Source organism: Metasolibacillus sp. FSL K6-0083, from assembly GCF_038630865.1.
GTDB classification, from domain to species: domain Bacteria; phylum Bacillota; class Bacilli; order Bacillales_A; family Planococcaceae; genus Metasolibacillus; species Metasolibacillus fluoroglycofenilyticus.
This window is the reverse complement of the sequence record NZ_CP152046.1, coordinates 3,515,383-3,533,747: the sequence shown is the minus strand read 5'-3', so window position 1 is coordinate 3,533,747 and position 18,365 is coordinate 3,515,383. Positions and strand designations below refer to the sequence as shown.

Annotated in this window: 11 protein-coding genes; all 11 read right to left on the bottom strand. The window is 32.4% G+C overall.

Annotation, left to right across the window (positions count from 1 at the left end; translation table 11 throughout):
* Positions 1–11 precede the first annotated feature (11 nt).
* Positions 12–401 carry a DUF2500 domain-containing protein gene (locus MHB51_RS16545; RefSeq protein ID WP_342558625.1) on the bottom strand — a complete coding sequence of 130 codons (390 nt, stop codon included), beginning with the start codon at positions 399–401 and terminating at the stop codon, positions 12–14.
* A gap of 979 nt (positions 402–1,380) precedes the next feature.
* Positions 1,381–2,607 (bottom strand): Fic family protein, encoded by a 1,227-nt coding sequence (locus tag MHB51_RS16540; protein ID WP_342558624.1) that lies wholly within the window; start codon positions 2,605–2,607, stop codon positions 1,381–1,383.
* Between the two features lie 348 nt (positions 2,608–2,955).
* Complete coding sequence (locus MHB51_RS16535) at positions 2,956–4,326, bottom strand: DUF2075 domain-containing protein (protein ID WP_342558623.1); 1,371 nt, start codon at positions 4,324–4,326, stop codon at positions 2,956–2,958.
* 56 nt (positions 4,327–4,382) lie between these two features.
* A complete protein-coding gene (locus tag MHB51_RS16530) occupies positions 4,383–4,892 on the bottom strand; it encodes a hypothetical protein (protein ID WP_342558622.1) in 510 nt (169 codons plus the stop codon).
* A 58-nt stretch (positions 4,893–4,950) separates the two neighbouring features.
* On the bottom strand, positions 4,951–5,703 hold the full coding sequence (gene istB, locus MHB51_RS16525; RefSeq protein ID WP_342558621.1) for an IS21-like element helper ATPase IstB: 753 nt from the start codon (positions 5,701–5,703) through the stop codon (positions 4,951–4,953).
* Complete coding sequence (gene istA / locus MHB51_RS16520) at positions 5,696–7,225, bottom strand: IS21 family transposase (protein ID WP_342559474.1); 1,530 nt, start codon at positions 7,223–7,225, stop codon at positions 5,696–5,698. Before istA ends, istB begins: the two co-directional genes overlap by 8 nt.
* Before the next feature lie 403 nt (positions 7,226–7,628).
* Entirely contained in the window at positions 7,629–8,012 is a 384-nt protein-coding gene (locus MHB51_RS16515; protein WP_342558620.1) for a hypothetical protein, read from the bottom strand.
* A gap of 33 nt (positions 8,013–8,045) precedes the next feature.
* Positions 8,046–9,521, bottom strand: a complete 1,476-nt coding sequence (locus MHB51_RS16510) for a hypothetical protein (protein ID WP_342558619.1) — start codon at positions 9,519–9,521, stop codon at positions 8,046–8,048.
* Positions 9,522–9,533: 12 nt separating this feature from the next.
* On the bottom strand, positions 9,534–12,989 hold the full coding sequence (locus tag MHB51_RS16505; RefSeq protein ID WP_342559493.1) for a hypothetical protein: 3,456 nt from the start codon (positions 12,987–12,989) through the stop codon (positions 9,534–9,536).
* A 14-nt stretch (positions 12,990–13,003) separates the two neighbouring features.
* Positions 13,004–13,861, bottom strand: coding sequence for a DUF4007 family protein (locus tag MHB51_RS16500; RefSeq protein ID WP_342558618.1), 858 nt, complete (start codon positions 13,859–13,861; stop codon positions 13,004–13,006).
* A gap of 274 nt (positions 13,862–14,135) precedes the next feature.
* A complete protein-coding gene (locus MHB51_RS16495; protein WP_342558617.1) occupies positions 14,136–18,365 on the bottom strand; it encodes a hypothetical protein in 4,230 nt (1,409 codons plus the stop codon).

Genomic DNA, 18,365 nt, shown 5'->3' with positions numbered 1-18,365 from the left:
CCCCTTTTATTTTATTCCCTACGCTCAAACCCAAGATAACGCGTCCCTTGGAAAGTGAGCTTTCCTAAATCTCCTTCTGCCAGCATGCCGTACTGCGTGCCAGTTAAGGAAAATTCCTTGCGATCACCACTTTCAAATTGAAAGGTCACATAATACCACGTTGAGGATGTGGTATGTGTATGATCATTTGTATGATGACGATTTCTCGACACATCTGTTCTTTTCGTCACAACTAGAGCTGGAACCGTAAGCTTTGGAGAATTGTTGTTTGCATTCCACTGAGAAATACCTTTCACAGCAGTAAAAATAAACATCCCAATAATGATAATAAAAACGACGAAAATAAATATAGGACCAATTGTAAACATCATATTCCCAAAAGGATCTTCATCAAAGTACATCTATTAAACCTCCCTATTGTTTTTACTACTGTCTACGCTTTAGGCGGAGGTATAGTTTCAACTTGTTACTGATTATAACAAAAATAGCAGTCAGCGAAAAATCCTCAGAAGCTCTCTTTTGAAAATAATAAAAAACGCCCAAAATGCCAGTAGCTGCATGGCTTTTGAGACGTATTTCATCTTTTATTTCAGCAATTGCCAAATTATTTACCAAAAAATCCTCAGATTGCTTCGATAATCTCTTTTTTTCTTGTTTGAGGTTTCTTCTGATTTTTCCATAAAGACATAGGTAATCTTCGTTTGATTAGGTGGTTCACTCATCATTTATCTTTATTAATAATTAAAAGTAAGCAGACCCATTTTTCGCTAGAAGGCACTCATACAAACAAAGCCTTCTTTACAAAGGCGAACGCCCACCTGAAGATATTGGCGGTTTACATGGCTTCAACGAATATTTAACAGTCATCAATGATCCCACTTCCCCTGAATATGAAAATATGATCGCCTGGGCTGCATCACAAAAGGAACGAGCTTTCTCCCTAGATTATACGAATCATCGTCTCAAGAGCATTTTGTACAACTATCGCTATAATGAGAATGAACAGATTTTAGATAATGAAGATTTTTTAGCAAGGTTTAAATAGGCATCATTTCCGTGCGATTTCACCGTACTAGACAATCTTAGACTTACGATTATTTAAATTAGTTGAGTGAGGGAAATTGAAATGGAATCATTATACGTTTAACCAGTTTGGGGCGTCCAAAAAGCCGTGCATAGCCGGCATTTTGGACGCGAATGATGGTGTTTTGGCAAAATATTTGCGCCTCTAAAATAGAGAGCTTTCTTTGAAAATGCTAGAAACATAGGGTTTAGCGATGCTTCTCCAAAATGAAAGAGAAGTAGCGAAAGTCCTCCTTCACATGCGATTTCTAGACAAAACCCTCTTTTTAGACAGCCCCAATAAATCGAAGTTTGTTTTTAGATAGGAATTATCTCTTCTAAACATGAATCACAAACTTTATAAGATTTAGGATTTTTACTTTGCAATTCTACAAATTCTACACTTTCAAGTTCACTCATTACTTTTTCTAATTTATATCTAGATAACTTAGATAACGTAATTAAATCTTGTGATTTAAGATGAATATTTTCGCTTACAAAAACACTAATTGTAACTAGTATATATAAGATTTTCTTTGATTCTTCGGAAAGATTATTAATATTTATTAAATATTTCTTTATCTTTTCTAGTTTCATTAAATTAATCTCTAAATCCTCGATTATTCCTTTTTGGCCATTAGATAACAGTTTAAGCATGTCCATTAAATAAAAAGTCATTTCTCCCTTGTTAGTTGGAAAAGGTATATCTTCTAAAGCTTTATAATAAACGCTTTTATTTTTATTTACTGCGTAAGAGAACGTTATTGCTGAATATTTTTCTAAATATCTTGCTAAATAGCTTCCTACCAATAATCTTCCTGTTCTTCCATTGCCATCATAAAAAGGATGAATATATTCATAAAAATAATGAGCCACCATGTATTTATACAGATTAGGTTGTTCACTTGTATCAAGATATGTGATTAGATTATTAAGTTCTAACGAAATATTTTCTTCACCTATTACACCGATATGTGTAGTATTATTACCATCATTTATTTCAACATATGATTTTCTAAAAAGATCACCATCAGGCTTATTATCTAATGAAATTTCTTCTGAAACTAATTCATCATATATATTTCTAAAATCTTCCAACTTCTCAAATGGATTAATATCTTCAATATGTAAATATGTTTTCATTAATCCAATGAATTTTTTGTTTTTGGGTTCAGATTTTTCTAACTCTTTTAAAGCCTCACCTAATTCTTTTTTTGTACTTTTTACACCTTCGATTTCATTATTACTTTGTGCTTCATTAATGATTAATTTATTAAAGTAAGGCTTTATTACAAATTCCGGCAACAAATGAACTAAAGATTTAATTTTCGAACTATTCATTAATACTTCATTATTTAAATTCATTAAACTTGGAATATTAACGTAAAAAAGTTCGAATTCATCTTTAGTAAATTGACCTTTTCTGAATCCTTTAATTTTTAAATTGGTCTTATAGGAACCATAGCTACTGAATCTTTTCTCATATTCAGTATTATATTCAGATTGACTCAATTTATAAAAAAGTTTAGATAGTTTTTCGTACATATAGCCAACCTCCCTTTAATTTTTAAAAAACGACACTTTTTTTAAAGTATATTTCTAATATATCCTTTTTACAAGTTAATTATTCACATTTTTTTAAGTTATTTTTCATTAGAAGCTTAATTTACATTTTGACTCCCCAATTGAATGTCACAGCACAAAATCGGCTAAAAACGCAAAAAGACCAAAACCCTTATATACCAAGGGTTTCGGTCTTTTTTGAAATTTGTTGATTCCTATGTATGGAGAACGGCGGGGGTGGATGAGTCCGCCGTGTTGGGTGTTGGTGTTGGTGGGTTTATCAGTGATTTTAATGAGTTTTTTATATTGTTGAATGCCAATTTGACTGACTTATGATTTATTATAAATTCCTGGACGTTCCGCAACTAATAATTGTTTTGTTTCTTTTCGTTCTTTATATACTTTTGACAAACGTGATTTTAAATAATTAGACATTTCCGAATCTGTACAATACACATAATAACCCTTTTGCCCGCGCGTCATCAAAGTACGATATGTATTTCGAATAATCGCATCCACAGCTTTCGACGCTTCTTCAGGGTCTTCCTTCATCCATTTTTTAATTCCTTTAATAGACTGATCTGTTTTGGCACGTTTCGTATAATCAGTTATGACTTGGCCATCTTCAAACCGTAAATCATCACCAATAATCACACCTACATAATCAAATTCTAGACCTTGGCAAGTATGGATACATCCCGCTTCATCGACCGATTCCTCTGCAATTGCCCAAATATCATTCCCCAAATTCCAGCTGATTGAAAAGTCGTGTTCCTCGATGACAATGTCGTGAATATCTGAGTTATTTTTCCCATCTTTAATCCATTCCCAGCAATAACCGGCTACTAGACGTGCTTTGTTACTAATCGCATTTTTCTCTCTTATCATTTCTCGTAATACGTTTGGTGAATCGACAATTTGAATGTCATAGTCCATACCTAAATCATTATTGTTAGCTGTTTCACGGATGCCCAACACATCATCTAGCCACGCAATATAGCCATCTGAGCCATCACATCTGAATTGCGAAGAGAGCTCATTTTCATAAACATCAACGCCTAATTCATCTGCAAAATGACGAATCAAACCGATACTTCCAATATCCTTTAACGTCACTCGTTGGGCTTCATCGATGAAAAACACACTGAACTTTGCACTGTTCATTAGTTCTTTTACTTGGTTTTCACCTAGATTACTGAATAAACCTGATTTTTCATTTAAACGGTGCGCTTCATCTACTATGACAACATCAAATTCATTTTTATCTGCTGCATGGAAGCTACCTGAACCTTTGAATAAGTTATCGATGCTTTTCTTTTTCATCGTTCCTTTTAGCTTGGTCGCGTATACATCGCGCGGTGCACTGTTTTTCGTTACGTACATCGCAAAATAATTATTTTGAATAAGTTGAACCAATAAGTTGATCGCCATTACAGATTTACCTGTACCTGGCCCACCTTTTACAATGAATACACCCTTTTTATTTTGCTGAATACACTCTGCTGCGTAATGTAAAATTTGCTCGTATACAACTTTTTGGTCATCAATCATCACGAACTCTAGATTACCTTGAAGCATTGCTGCCATACTATCCTGTAATGATTTGGACGGTTTAATACGACCGCTTTCGATACCAGCGATAACATCATTTTTGTCGCCATATTTAATGTAAGTTTTAATGAACTGACGAAGCTTTTCCATCTCACCTTTACGGAAAACAGGTGCTTTTTCAATATGCTCTGTGTAATGAGAAGCAGTTAATGGATCATTTTCTTCAATAAGGTAATTGTGTAAGTACGCACAAGGCTGCAAATGAATCGGTCGATTACGTACTTCTTCATTGAAATCCTCGATAAGCGCTGCATAGCTCCATGCTTGATACGATGGATGCGTTGTTTGACGTTTGCCCCACCTAAATATGTTTCTACAATAACGGCATCAAGTCGCTCATTTTTTTCAACACTTTCCCATTGTTTAAGTTCAACAATAACGGCATGATCTGCATCACCATCATTACCAGCAATGATAAAATCGACTCGTTTACCTGTGTTAGGAATTTTAAATTCAATCGCAGCCTTCGCATCTTTGGGAATATCTCGATCACGCAACACATTCGACATACATTGCAATGAATGATCCCATGAACGGATTTCACTCTTTGATGTACGACCTATTTTTTCTTGATATACATCATAAAGACGATCAACGATGACTTCGTTTGCTACGTCATCGAGGAATTCTGATATTTGGGCTTCATAGATAATCATTCAGGTGTAACCGTCAACCCCAATTGAACATTTTTTGCTCATTTACGATGAACACTTTTTACTCATCAAAAATATTTTGCTGATGCTTCATTCGATGACTTTCGTTGTTCATATGAATTACTTCTACTCGGTGTAACAGGCGATCTAAAATCGCTGTCATCATCCCTTGATTTCCCACTAACTCCGTCCATTCTTCTGGACTACGATTCGATGTTAGAATGAGGGAACTTTGCTCATACAGCTGATGCACGAGCTGGAAAAATAACGTAGCCTCTCGCTGATCTAAAGCCATGTACATGACATCATCAATAATGACCATATCAGAAGCCCTTAGGCGTTTTAATTGAATTTGAGAGCGATGCGTAAATTCCTCTGTTTTTAATAATTGGATTAATTCACCCATTGTCACAAAGTACACTTGGAATCCTTTTTGAATAGCTTCAATACCTAGACCTACGGCCAATAAAGTTTTACCAGCACCAGGTGGTCCTAATAAGATTAAATTGTAGCTTTGTTCTAGCCACTGAAATTCACGTAATTGCTTCATCTGACGTTCCGTAATCGCTGTCTGTTCATCTAAATGAAACATATGCAACGGTCTATGATAAGGGAAGCCCGCCCACGTTAATCGTTTTTCAATGCTTTTTTCTTCACGTCTTCTTAACTCTAATGTTGTCAGTTGCTCTATGAATTCTAAGTAAGTCCATGAGACTTGTTCTGCTTGGCGAAGAAGCTCTGGAAGCCCCTCCGCCGTTTCAGCTAACCTTAATTGTTTAAATGCTTGCTGAATATCTGCCACACTTTTACTCATTTTCTTTTCCTCCCATACGATGAATGTATTCTTGTAAGTCCCTTGTTTGCACTGCGATTGTCACGGGGTGTTTAAGTGTTACTTCAACGGTTGTTTCAATTTCAGGCTCTTTTTTCGTACGCTTCAAATAGTCGACAACATCGCGAAATTCATTGGCACTATTCAATTTTTCTTGAATACATTTTTCAAGCGCTAAAGAAATCCATTCAGGGCTTTCTTTCGCAACTTTTTGGAAAAGTAATAACTGGTCACGTCGATAACGACCATATGTATGACAGACATCCTGTATATATTGTGCTGCTCCTTCATAAGGAAATAGGATGAGCACCTGTTGTTGTAACTGATCGAGCGACTTAGAACGATCACGTCCATGATTTACGTTTTTGATCAGTTTCCCTTTTTCTAAACTAACTATATGATCCGCAAGGATTTCTCCAGTATGTGGTTCCACAACCCTTAATGTTTTCTCATTTACAATCAAATGTAGTTGTGGGTACTTCGTATACGTCCCTAAAGGAACCGAATATCGATTAGACGCATAGCGAACTGTATTGTCCTTGTTCACAATTCTTGTTATAATTTCTGTAGGGTTGCTTTCTGATATGGAAAGCAGTGAGGAGACTTTTTTTAAGTGTTGCTTTTCCAGGAGAAACACTTCAAAAGGTCTCTTTTTTGTCGTGTGATGGACTTTATAATTGCCTGTTCGATCCAACCATTTCAAAGCCCTTTCATTCCAATCCCCAAGCGTTGAATAAACACGGTTTTTCGCAAAGTTATTTTTCACGTACTTCACGACGTTTTCAATTTTCCCTTTGGACTCAGGATCTGCTTTACGGCAGAGATAAACTTTAAATTTGCGGTCTTTTACATACTGCTGAAATTCCTTTGTTAAAATAAGATCTCCTGCATTTTCACTCACTGCGATTAAATTATCTTGATCATAGACGATTTCTTCTGTTACACCACCATAATACTGAAACGCTTTTTCATGACATCGAATTGTATCTTTCGTAGTAAATGGGCAATCTTGCCATACCATATATTTCTGACGAGAATGGGCCAAGACAAAAGCGATAAAATACAATTTCACCTCTTTACCATTCGCCATTTTTTGAATCGTTTGTCCCCAGTCAACCTGTATTTGTTTACCTGGTGGCTGTTCCTCTACCGCTTCATATTCTCTCGGCTCATCTTTCTTTTCAATTTGATAAATCTCACGCATTTCATTTACATATCGTCTAACAGTACTTTCTCCCACATCAATCTTTGGGAAATGCTCCAGTAGCCAATCGTATACTTGCGCACCACTTAAGCTTGGAAATTCACGTAACCAATTCACAATCCAATCCTGATAAGGATCTAACTTTTTCTTTCGCTGCGTATGACCAAATTCGTTTACCGCTTCTTCAAATGACATTTCTAAATATTTGTACACGGTATTACGTGAAATTTTTAATCGTTTTGCGATTTGTGCAATTCGGAATCTCCGTTCACGCAATTGATGTATTTCAATATATAACACAAGCTTTTCCTCCATTAGTACAGCCTCCTGTAAACTGATATTTTCAGTTTACTAGAAACTATTAATTTAGCGAAAAAGTGTTCAATTGAAATGAGCAAAAACTGTTAATTCTATTTTAGCGTTTACATCAGGCACCTCCACCTTTAATAAATCAATAATTAAAATGTAATATATTAACAAAAATCTGTCTAGGTGCTCTAAAAATGAAAAGTTACTTGTTTTAATAAATTTTAGCGATTTGTTAATTCCAAAAGATAATTAAAATACCACACAATCATATTTCTAAGTAAAGAAAAATGAACTAAACTAAAACTTTAATTGTAAGTTTCAGTTTAGTTCATTCCATTTAAATATAAGCAATATTGTTATTCTTTTTTAGCAAAAGGCATCTCGTTATTAACAATTAAACCCAACCCATTTCTTCGTCAGTATACCAACGAATATACTGCATTGAATCGATAGTATGATGATTACTAAGTTCCTCTAATTCTTCATCTGTATACTTATCTTCCTGCATCCCTTTATAAATTACAGAACAAGTTAAATTTAATAATCCTTCGTGAATTGCCATATCAATAATTTCTTCATCATCGCCAAAGTATAAAACCTCAGGTGCACCACATGCACAAAGTGGCTTAACCTCTTCTAAATATTTTTTTACTTCTTTTAAATAACATTGGCCACATAAAGTATAGACTATAGCCCCTTCACCGTGTACTTGGAAATAATCTGTATAGATTGTTGCACTTTCTTCTAAACTTACTTTACAAGTTTTACATGAATTCAAGCTGATTTCCCCCAATATTATTATATTTTTCTCCTAAGAGAATGAACACACGCAAGGAATAGTGTCATCTGGTTGGAATAAATATTTTTCTACACCATGTAATTCCATATCTTCTCGATACTGCTTCAAAGTATATGGACCACCATTTTTCTTTAAAATTGAAACATCTTTTTTAAAATGCTCACGGAAACGGTTTTCCATATCTTCTTGTTCTTTGTATTGATCTGGCCAAATTGCATATAATGTAGCATAATGTTGGAATCCTCCACGTACACATCGTCCACCACAGTTAGCATGCGAGAATCCATTAATACCTTTTGCAACTAATTTCTGGGCTAAAATATTGTCTTCTAATTTAGCAGCTTCAACAGCAGCTGTATACATACGAGGTAATTCAATTCCCCATTCGTATTTTATAATCCCTTTTGCATCAATATCTTCACGTAAAGTTTCAATTAATGGGAAACGTGTTTCAATTGGCTCCAATGGAAAATGCGCATAAAACGAACGAATCCCAGCAGCTTTACGAATGTTCATATCGCTACTATTTTCTTCAACAATATTTTTAAGTCGCTTGATGTGACTATCGTCTCGACGATGTTTTTCATGTGGCGCAATACCGAAATATAGAATTGGTTCAACCTTTTCAACATCTCGTAACTCTTCTAAATAAATTAGCGTTTGTCTAACTTTTAGTTCCTCTGAACATTTAGCTAAACGAGAATTCCCTAGGTATTTCATATCAAAAAATACTTCTTCAGGTGTACGGCCATCTAAAATTTCCGTAATTTCCAAGCCAACATATTCAGCTACTTCATCCATGAACCGTAAATTATCTTCATCTTCCCAAAGGGTATTCGTAAAGAATAATTTACAATTTTCTTTACCATAAGCTTGCACCATATAATAAGATACATATGCACTCCCTGCACCACCTGAGAACATTGCAATATGCACTCTTTTACGTTCTGAACGTGGTAGTTCAATTCCCCATTCATTAGAAATCTCTGATTTAATATCTACTTTTTCAGATAGACTTTCTAAAGTAAACTGTATTTCTACATCTGGTAGAATCTGTGCGAATAGTTTTTTTAAATCATATTGATCTGCCCATTCATTCTCTACACTTTCTATACAATATTTATTTTGTGATTTTAAGATAGTTGGTGTTACAGGAAAATGCAAGATTAAGTTTGATAAATCTTCAAACTGTTCTTTTACAAATTCAGCAACAGCGCTTAATTTCGTTACAATATTAGAATCAATAAGAGTATCAACGTATTGATGATCCTGCTTTGTTATATCAACATTCAATAATTCTATATTTAAATATTGCGATACATTACTCATAAATTGAGCGTTATTTAGATATAAAGGCTCTTCAGAAATGTCACTAAACAAATCTACAAATGCTAATTTCACATTGTTAATATCATTCGACTTTAACAATTGTTTTGCAGTATATGCACTATAAATGCCTCCAAAACCTATTACTAATTGTGTTTTCATTACGGCACCTCTTTAATCAATATAATCTTTCATTAAGAGATAGATCATATATTCAATTTCATTTTTTGGAATGTTACGTCCAGCATTTTTAATTATACGATCAATATTCGAATAAACAGTTTTTGATTTAACAGAAAGTTCAGTTTTACCTATAATTTTCTTTTCATCATTTATGAATAAAGTAACTGAGTCTGACTGAACACCTAAATCAGCATCTGTTGATCTATCATATAGATCTTTATAACTTTCTTTTAACTCACTAACAAATTTTTCAAATGTTTTATCTGACCAATCTTCTAAACGAACCCCTGTAAATAATTCAATAAATTCGTCAATCCATTCAGATTGAGATTGTGCATAATTTAACGCTTTTACTAAGTCATTTGACTTTTTAAATTCATCAAATTGTTTTAACCAATTTAATAAATCTTTATCATTCTTGATATTGGTTATTTTTTCAAATTCTAAAACAGCTTGTTTACGTTTCATCTCTATTATAGTTTCCGCATACTTTTTCACTTTTACTAAAGATTCGATATCTAAGCCAAAGCAATTGTACAACTCATTTAAACTTTGTTGAGGTTTTACTTCAGTTTGCTTAATTAATGTTCTTAATAAATCAAACTGCTCAGATACTTCATTAGTTACTTGAACATAACGTGGTAAAGACCTTAACCATTTAACTAAAGTACCACAAGTTTGAACAATTCTTGAAACATTGTGACCTTCTAATCTTTCTTCAGTATGTTCTGCAAAAATCTCATCTAGTTTGTTATAGAATTTTAAATGTTCATCTTCAATCTTTTCATACGCATATTTGTAATTTTCTGCGCCCTCTTCTTCAAGAATCTCGTAAAGTTTTTCTCCATTTAAACCCGGAACAAATATGTCGTTTCTATACAACATAAATTCACTCCAACGATCTCTTAATAAAGCAACTAATAGAACTGGAACAACAGGCTGGCGAATTCCAAATGGAACACTTGTGAATATCTTAATTAAATCAGCAAAACTTCCTACAGGCTTTCTTTCCAACTGTTCTAATAAACTTTTTCTTAATTTATCGTATGGTTCATACTCAATTAATTCATAATCTAGGCTTTGTATATTATTTTCAAAATGATTATTGTTTTTAAACACAGACGCATAAATTGCATATGCAGGTCCTGTACCTGAAATACCAAATTGATCTTCTTTTGGACATTCTAATATACCGTTAATTAACTGTTTAGCACCAGATTTTTGTTGTGAAGAAAGATTCATTCTATTAAATAAGTCATTCACAATTTTAGGAGTTGAATCATATAACTCATAACATAATTTAGATAACCAGTCAGAAATTTCTTTTTCAGATTTAGGAGTATTTTTCTCTTTAACATGAAGCCACATTAAATCTGCATCTAAACGTTGTAATTTGTTAATATAATTCGAAATAGTATATCGAGCTTCGCTTAATAAAATATTTATTTCTTCCAGAATCCCTTTATCCTCAGCTAGTAAAGACTTATCAGCAGCAAACGATTCTAATATAGACGCATTAATTAATTCGTTCTTAATAGTTTTCACATGTTCTGGATGAACCACAAAAATTTCTTTATCAAAGCGCTGCATACTTTGAAGATATTCTAAAATCTTCTTTGATGTAGTTTTATCAGGAATGACATAGTAAATATTAATATCATACTTACTATTTTTTTGACGATATTGATTTAACTTAGACATCTCAGAATCTAAAATCATTGTAACTTTAGCAAATCGCGTCATTTCAACTTCATCATTATAGTAATTTGGGAAGAAATATTTAACTTTTGAGTTTTCAATCAGTTCATTACGCACGATCTCTTGATTTAATACAAAAGATTTTTTCTTTGCTGTAATTTTCTTTTGGATATCAATTACACTTCCCGAATGAATTTCCCACGCATTGACTAATGTATTAAATCGAATTGCTTTAACCTCTGATAAATACTTTAAAGCATAATCTAATTTTTCAGTATCAATTAATAATGCAAACTTTAAAAACTCTTTCGTGATTTTTTGGTCAATGAATGAACCACATACTTGCCATAATGAAATGAACTTCAAGATAGATTCCGCTAATTCAACTTCTATCAATGCTTTATCGATACGTGACAAAGCCTTACGATATAAGACAAATTGCTCTGAAACGACACTACTCACATCTGAATCTTCTTGAATATCAAAGAAGTAATCAAATAGTTTATGCGGTAAATAATAATCATTTGTTTTAGAAATATGATTCTGTAAACCGCCTGTTTCATTACTTTCTAAAAAAGTGAATAATGTACGTTCATTTTGTCCAAATACTCCAGATAATTTAGGCAATAAATATATTGTTACAGGATGTACTGGATATAATGATTCAACAATAACTTTTTGTCTATCATGTACGTTTAAAATAGGGAATAAAGGGAATTCTTGAATTCCTACAGTCATTTCTGGCACTAACTCTTTACTAATAGTCGGCTTCTCGACCAAGTTTTCCGTTAAAATAACTTGCGCTATTTTGAGAAAAGTTGCCTGATCACTTGAAATATTATACTGCCTTAAACGCTTTTCAACACGTTGGAATTCCTTCGCTACCTCTTCATTAAATCCTGTGAAATATTGGCGTAAATTTTTGTGAGTAATTAACAACACATGTAAGGCCTTTTCACGATCAGCAATTTCAGCTAAATCTTGAATATCCTGCATCGTTTCGTTCATCAATTCGTTCGGTAACCCTTGTAAGAAACGCCCAAATTCATCATAAATGACTATAAAGCCTAAATTATTTTTATTAGCGACTTCTAATACATATTCTAATTTGTTATAGAAATAATCACTATAATCAGCATCAAATTTTGCTCCCGAAGTTAATTTAGGATATGTTTCTATAAACCATTTAATTGTTTGTTCATCTTCTTCGACGATTTTTCTAGAGATATCCGTTACTTGAGAACCAACTAATTCAACTTCCTTTTTATATCCTTCATAAGTTAAAGGATAATCAGCTTCCCAAATATTAATTGCTTCAATAATTTTAGAAGAAATACCAGGTAAAATCACCTCAATTGATTCCTCGTGAAGCGCTTGAACAATTCCTTTAATAATAGTTCTTCTAAATCTTCCTTCGTTACCACTAAGTGCAATCGGAATATATTTTTTATCACTTACAGTAGCAGCAACTATTTTTTCAGCAATTTCATCATTAAAATGTCTAAATTTATTGCTTAACTTCGTAATATCTTTCGTTTGTTTAGACATTAACGTACTAACTACTGTTGCAAGTAGCGATTTTCCTGTACCGTATGCGCCTACAATAATATGCGAACGGTTACCAGTCCCTAAAAAACCATCAAGTAAACCAATCAACGCTTCAGTATGAGATGGCGTAGGGATATATCGATTAACAAATTCGTCTTTTCCTATATCAAATCTTATATTTACACTAGTTTTAAATGTCATTTTTTTCACCTATTTTATAGCTTAACTTTCAAAAATTCTAATGCTTCTATTTGTGGAACTTTAACATTATCTAAATTATTTGTGCGCACATATTCTAATGGATAATCTCGATCTAAAGTTAATTTATTTAAAATATCAATCGCCTCATTTTTAGAAATGTTAAAGGTTTTCCCCCATAACTCTGAATGTTCCAAAATTTCATCTAATTGAATGAATTCTACTTTTTCTTTATTTGCGTATTTTATTAATGTGTAGTAGAAAGCTACTAAATCTTCTTTATCATATTTAATTGCGCTTTTTCGAATTACATCACTCGAATTCCCCATACGTTCTTCTTTTATAAGCTGTAATGATGTAAACGGACTAAATATGGAATCCTCAGGATCATTTTCGTCAGCTTCTTTTGTATACAGCTGAATTAATACATCAATATCTCTATCAAGGGACTTATCAGATACTGCTTTAGGCTCCCTAATCTCTACCCAAGCTTTGAAAATAGTCTTTAACTCTACTTTTGTAATAATCGTTTCTTTAAAATCAACAAAGAACCAATTAAAAACTGTAGCTGTATCGCCTAAATTATTCAACAATTCAGAATGTAAAATAGCTTTGGTAGATTGTTTTTCTAACAGTCTGTCTTTTTCAAAAATCACTTCACCTAATGGTGTTAATTTATGAGTTTTATTATCTTCATATATTAAATTAAGAGCCATTAACCAAAACCTTAAAGATCTGACCATGTTTTTCCCTAAACCAATTTTTTCAAAATTGTCTTTTTCATAAAAGAAAGTAGGCATGTTATTCACATGCTTTAATCCTTTACTTATCCATTTGTTCCTCAAATAGAAACTTTCATGTCTCCCATAAGCCATTTATTTTACCTCACTTTTTTCTGGTTATGTTGACCAGAAATGAAAATATTAAATATATCTATTAAAAATTCTTACTGGAGGGACTCTCCAGTAATCTATTATAACAAGTAAAGTTGCATTTTGCGAATATACATTCGCTAAAGAAACCTTTAAAAATCCTTATTTTTTGTTAAAATTTATACTTTTCAAAAACATAACTTTCAGATTATATACAATAAAGAGTACCCGCAATTTATAAGACACAATAAAAAGGGTAGGTTGCCCTACCCCTTTATTATGCTAGTTCCTTCATTTTAGCTAATGCTATTTCTTTTTCTTCTTGAGTTAAGTTACTAAATAGACTGATTACTGCCTCGACATTTAGGCTCTTCAAACGCTCTTGCACGAGATTATTAGTATTCGATAACCTTTCAATTGATTTTTCAGTTAAATAATTTGGTGCTGTTTTTACTTTATTTAACCAATTCATGCATTCTTCAGTTGACCATTGAGAAATCACTTCTTTTTCAGCCAAATATTGTTTTAACCAGTCTTCCTCTTTTAAATCAAGTTTCTCTAGGACTTCCTGCTGATAGTTTTCAAGAATTACAATGAATTCTACCTCGGATTCTATTTCATTCCACCGACGAGAAAGTACATCAAACTCTCGTTCTAATTCGAAACGATTATCTTGAATAGCTTGGATAGCTTGAACATCATTTAAGAAGTTCTGTAAATGATTAGCAGCTTCTTCTATTCCTTCTCTATCCATAGGATTAATATCTTTATTTAAAACTGATTTAACTTTTTGGAAGAAGTTCTGACACTGGTTTAAAGTTTGAATATCGTAAATCGCATCATAAATATCTCCAACTTCGTCATTCAATAATTTAAGGGCACTTTTAGAAGCTTCAATTATTTTATTGACTTCCAATTCACACTTGTCTTTTTCTTTAGGTTGTAATTTACTTCTACCAATCTGAGGGATTAACTTTTCTCCTTCTTCTTGAATTTCCATTAATTTTGCGTAACCATAATATGGTTTCGGAATGTTTTTAGAAGTATAATCATTTACCTTATCTTGAATTGGATCTAGATTATCTAAAACTTGTTCTAATTTTGTAATTAACTGTTGCGCTTCTGTTTTATATCCATAATTATTTAAACGTTCAATCAAACGTTTAACCCATTTTTCAAAAGCTGTTGCTTGAGAGCGAGATTGACATTTTAATCCTTTTAAGAACAGCGGGAAAGTTTTTTCAAAATACTCTTCAGCTGCACTTTCTATTCTTCTCGCTTCTTCCAATTGTTCGAAATTATAAATGTATTTATCAGATTCACCAATATAATTTTGAATCTCTTTAGTCTTATCTAGAATATCGAAGACTAATCCTAAATCATCCGTTTTTGTTCTTTGATCAGATAATTTTTGTTTAAGCTCACCAAAAACACGTAGAGTTTGGTCATAATACTTATTACCCTCTTTAAGAATCATCTCCATATTCGTGACTTTGTCTTCTAACTCAGTTGGAATATCTTCTTCAACTCTTAAATCGTTGTACTCATCGTAGAGCTTCTTTGCTATATTTATATCTGTATTTTGAACAACCTTTTTATACAAGTTTAAATACTTATTTGCTGATTCCTCTGGCTTCACTTGCACAACAGTAGTATCAAACATGACTTTTAAACTAACCGTTTTATCAGTGAACACTTGTGCAGTCCACTCATCTAAACGAATACGTGTATCATTTAATTGTGTCTTAGTTTCTTCACGACGTGAAGCTAAATAAACGGCAACTAACAATGATAAAGCGTAATCATTAATTCCGTATGGAACTTTTTGGTACACATCGAACATCTTCTGAATATCAATTTTTCCTTCTTTCTCCAAAATTTGATCCCATTCAGTAAATATTGATTGGACTTTTGGATTTCTCGGAGCAATTAAATTGTAATCTTCATTCAAAACAGCCCATGATTGTACTGATTTTTCATATAACACCGATTCAATGCGGCCTTTAATATCACTACTTTCAGCGTGAATTGACTGGTAAATGACATTCGATAAAATGATGCGGCTAATACGTGATAAACCTTTTTTTGCTTTCGTAAGAGTGTTGTTCGAGAATTCTGTATAAGGGAATGGGATTACTCTTGTATAAAGCTTTTCAAAAATTTGTTGTGTAAACGCTATAAGTCGTTGATTAATTTTTTCGAATGAATCGCTTGTAAGTAATAATCGCTCTGATGCTAAATCTCTATAAACATCCTCTAATACCGACTGCGCTTTGAATTGATAATCCGTAATAAACCTTCTGTATTTTTCTGTTTCTTGAGCATTAAAACTTTGAGAAATACGATAATCTAGAACTGCTTCAGAGAAGCGATTTTCTTTATCATCTAATATGAAAAATGCAATTGGTAGCGAATCGAATTTTTCTGCTTTTAATAACATCTGAATAGCAGAAAGCTTATTTAAGTAATATCCACTCGGTACATAAACCCAAAGAATTTGTCCTTTAGATTTATCTGGTTCAAGTGCTTCCAAGTACTTCATTTTCATGTTTGACAATGTTCGTATATTAATATCATTTACGTGCATTATTGTCTGAGTAAACTTCCATTCACGTGTGCTGATATAATTTTCCTTGCCAAAAGCAGGCTCTATGTCTCCTAATCCTAATTCTTCATTCAAACCTACATCAAACACTGAAGACATATCAATTTCAAAATTTCTTTTTTTCTTTCTTAATAAAATTTTAAAATCATTAACCCCAATTGAATCTGCAATAAAATCATATACATTGGCTACTTCATCATAAGATATAACGCCATAATCATCTTCTAATAAAGTTATTGCCGCACTAACTTCTTTTGAAGTCGAATTACAAATATATGATAGTAATTCTATTGTTTCGTTTTTATTTTGAGTTTTAAATCTTCCAATACGACTAATTAAAATTGCTGCTAACGTCTCCAAAGTGCGTTCATCAAATTTATCACCATGCTTAGTCAAAATTTGATTATATAAAATACAATATTCACTTTGTTTACGCCCTTCTTGTTCTGCAGCTAATAATTCATTGAAAAACTCAGAACGTATAATTCGAGTTGCTGGAACTAAAGTTAAATCTCCAAATTCACTTATTTGTTGATCAGCCAGCGCATTAATCATTGTTTCTAAAAATGTTAGAGTTGAACGTTGTTGTAACCATGAAGATAAATTCGATAAAATCCATGATGTTAATGGGTGTAGTGGATATATTCCTTCTAAAATAACCTTTCTAAAATGAGTATAATTACTCCAAACACTAGAATTACCGACATCTGGAATCCATTTAGTGATTTTCTTATGGAACTTTTCCCACTCATCGCTATTCTTTTCAATCTTATTAATTACATAATTTTTGAATGCTACTTGATCTTTACGTTCGATTAAGTTAGCAAAAATGGTTTCTAAATTTGATGACAAGTGCATCTTCTCGCTGGATTCATAGCGACCTACATATCGATTAATGTTTGCTGTACGATCTACACGTGTTAAATACGATTTTAAATCCGATTGGATAAATCCTAAGAAGACTATTTTATCATCTGCATTTTGAACTGCTTCGTAAATTTGTTGTAACGCAGCATCAGATGCTTTTGTTGGATTGTTTGAAGCAAATTCAATATAACGCCCAAATTCGTCAAAGAATATAATAATTTTATTAAACTGTTCTCGATCTCCACAAAGTTTATCTGCAATTTTCTCTAGAACGTCCCCAGCGGAAACGCCTTCATCCCAACGAATATACGTACCATTAATTTCTTTATAAACTTTGTTGATAATTTCAAATACTTCCGTGTCCGCCAAAATATTCTCAATTAAATACTGTTTTAAATTTAATTTAGCATTTGAATTCGTTAATTCTGAAGCGAAACTTTCGTATTGATTTTGGTAATTATCATACGTATTTTCAACAAAAACTTTTGCGATATCATAAGATTTTGTTAGTTCTTTTAAAAATTCCGAATCAATATTATATGCATCTAAAGTTTTTTGAGTCGCATTTAAAATTTCATAGTTTAAGTTGAAATCGCGCATACCGTTTAACATTAAAACTAAATTTGGTTTCAATTCATGTTTAGCAACTTGATTAGCAATATTCTTATCCACTGATTGTAAGTTTTTTAAAACTACTTGTTGAGCTTTCTTATTACCACTTAAAAAACTTGCCATAGTCACAGATAAATGTGATTTACCTGTACCATACGGTGCAATTGTTAAGAAGAAATTTGAAAGTGGACTTTCACCATATACTTTATCCATTAAAACATTCATAAACGTTGCTGTATCAAGTAATTTATGGCTTTTAACTGTTATTTCACTAGAAGATACACCGAAATACTCTGGTCCATGAAAAACAAAACTTTTTGCTACATCATATTGTTTTATATCATTATAAAACCAGTCTACTTGCACTGCCCCGTTGAAATATAACTCTTTTTTAAACCTTAATAGATCTTCAAACTTAAACAT

Bases quoted from the DNA above. Each gene is read 5' to 3' on its own strand.
- MHB51_RS16530 (WP_342558622.1), bottom strand. From the start codon at position 4,892: ATGATTATCTATGAAGCCCAAATATCAGAATTCCTCGATGACGTAGCA.
- MHB51_RS16505 (WP_342559493.1), bottom strand. From the start codon at position 12,989: ATGACATTTAAAACTAGTGTAAATATAAGATTTGATATAGGAAAAGAC.
- MHB51_RS16545 (WP_342558625.1), bottom strand. From the start codon at position 401: ATGTACTTTGATGAAGATCCTTTTGGGAATATGATGTTTACAATTGGT.
- MHB51_RS16510 (WP_342558619.1), bottom strand. From the start codon at position 9,521: ATGAAAACACAATTAGTAATAGGTTTTGGAGGCATTTATAGTGCATAT.
- MHB51_RS16540 (WP_342558624.1), bottom strand. From the start codon at position 2,607: ATGTACGAAAAACTATCTAAACTTTTTTATAAATTGAGTCAATCTGAA.
- MHB51_RS16535 (WP_342558623.1), bottom strand. From the start codon at position 4,326: ATGGAAAAGCTTCGTCAGTTCATTAAAACTTACATTAAATATGGCGAC.
- MHB51_RS16500 (WP_342558618.1), bottom strand. From the start codon at position 13,861: ATGGCTTATGGGAGACATGAAAGTTTCTATTTGAGGAACAAATGGATA.
- MHB51_RS16495 (WP_342558617.1), bottom strand. From the start codon at position 18,365: ATGTTTAAGTTTGAAGATCTATTAAGGTTTAAAAAAGAGTTATATTTC.
- istB (WP_342558621.1), bottom strand. From the start codon at position 5,703: ATGAGTAAAAGTGTGGCAGATATTCAGCAAGCATTTAAACAATTAAGG.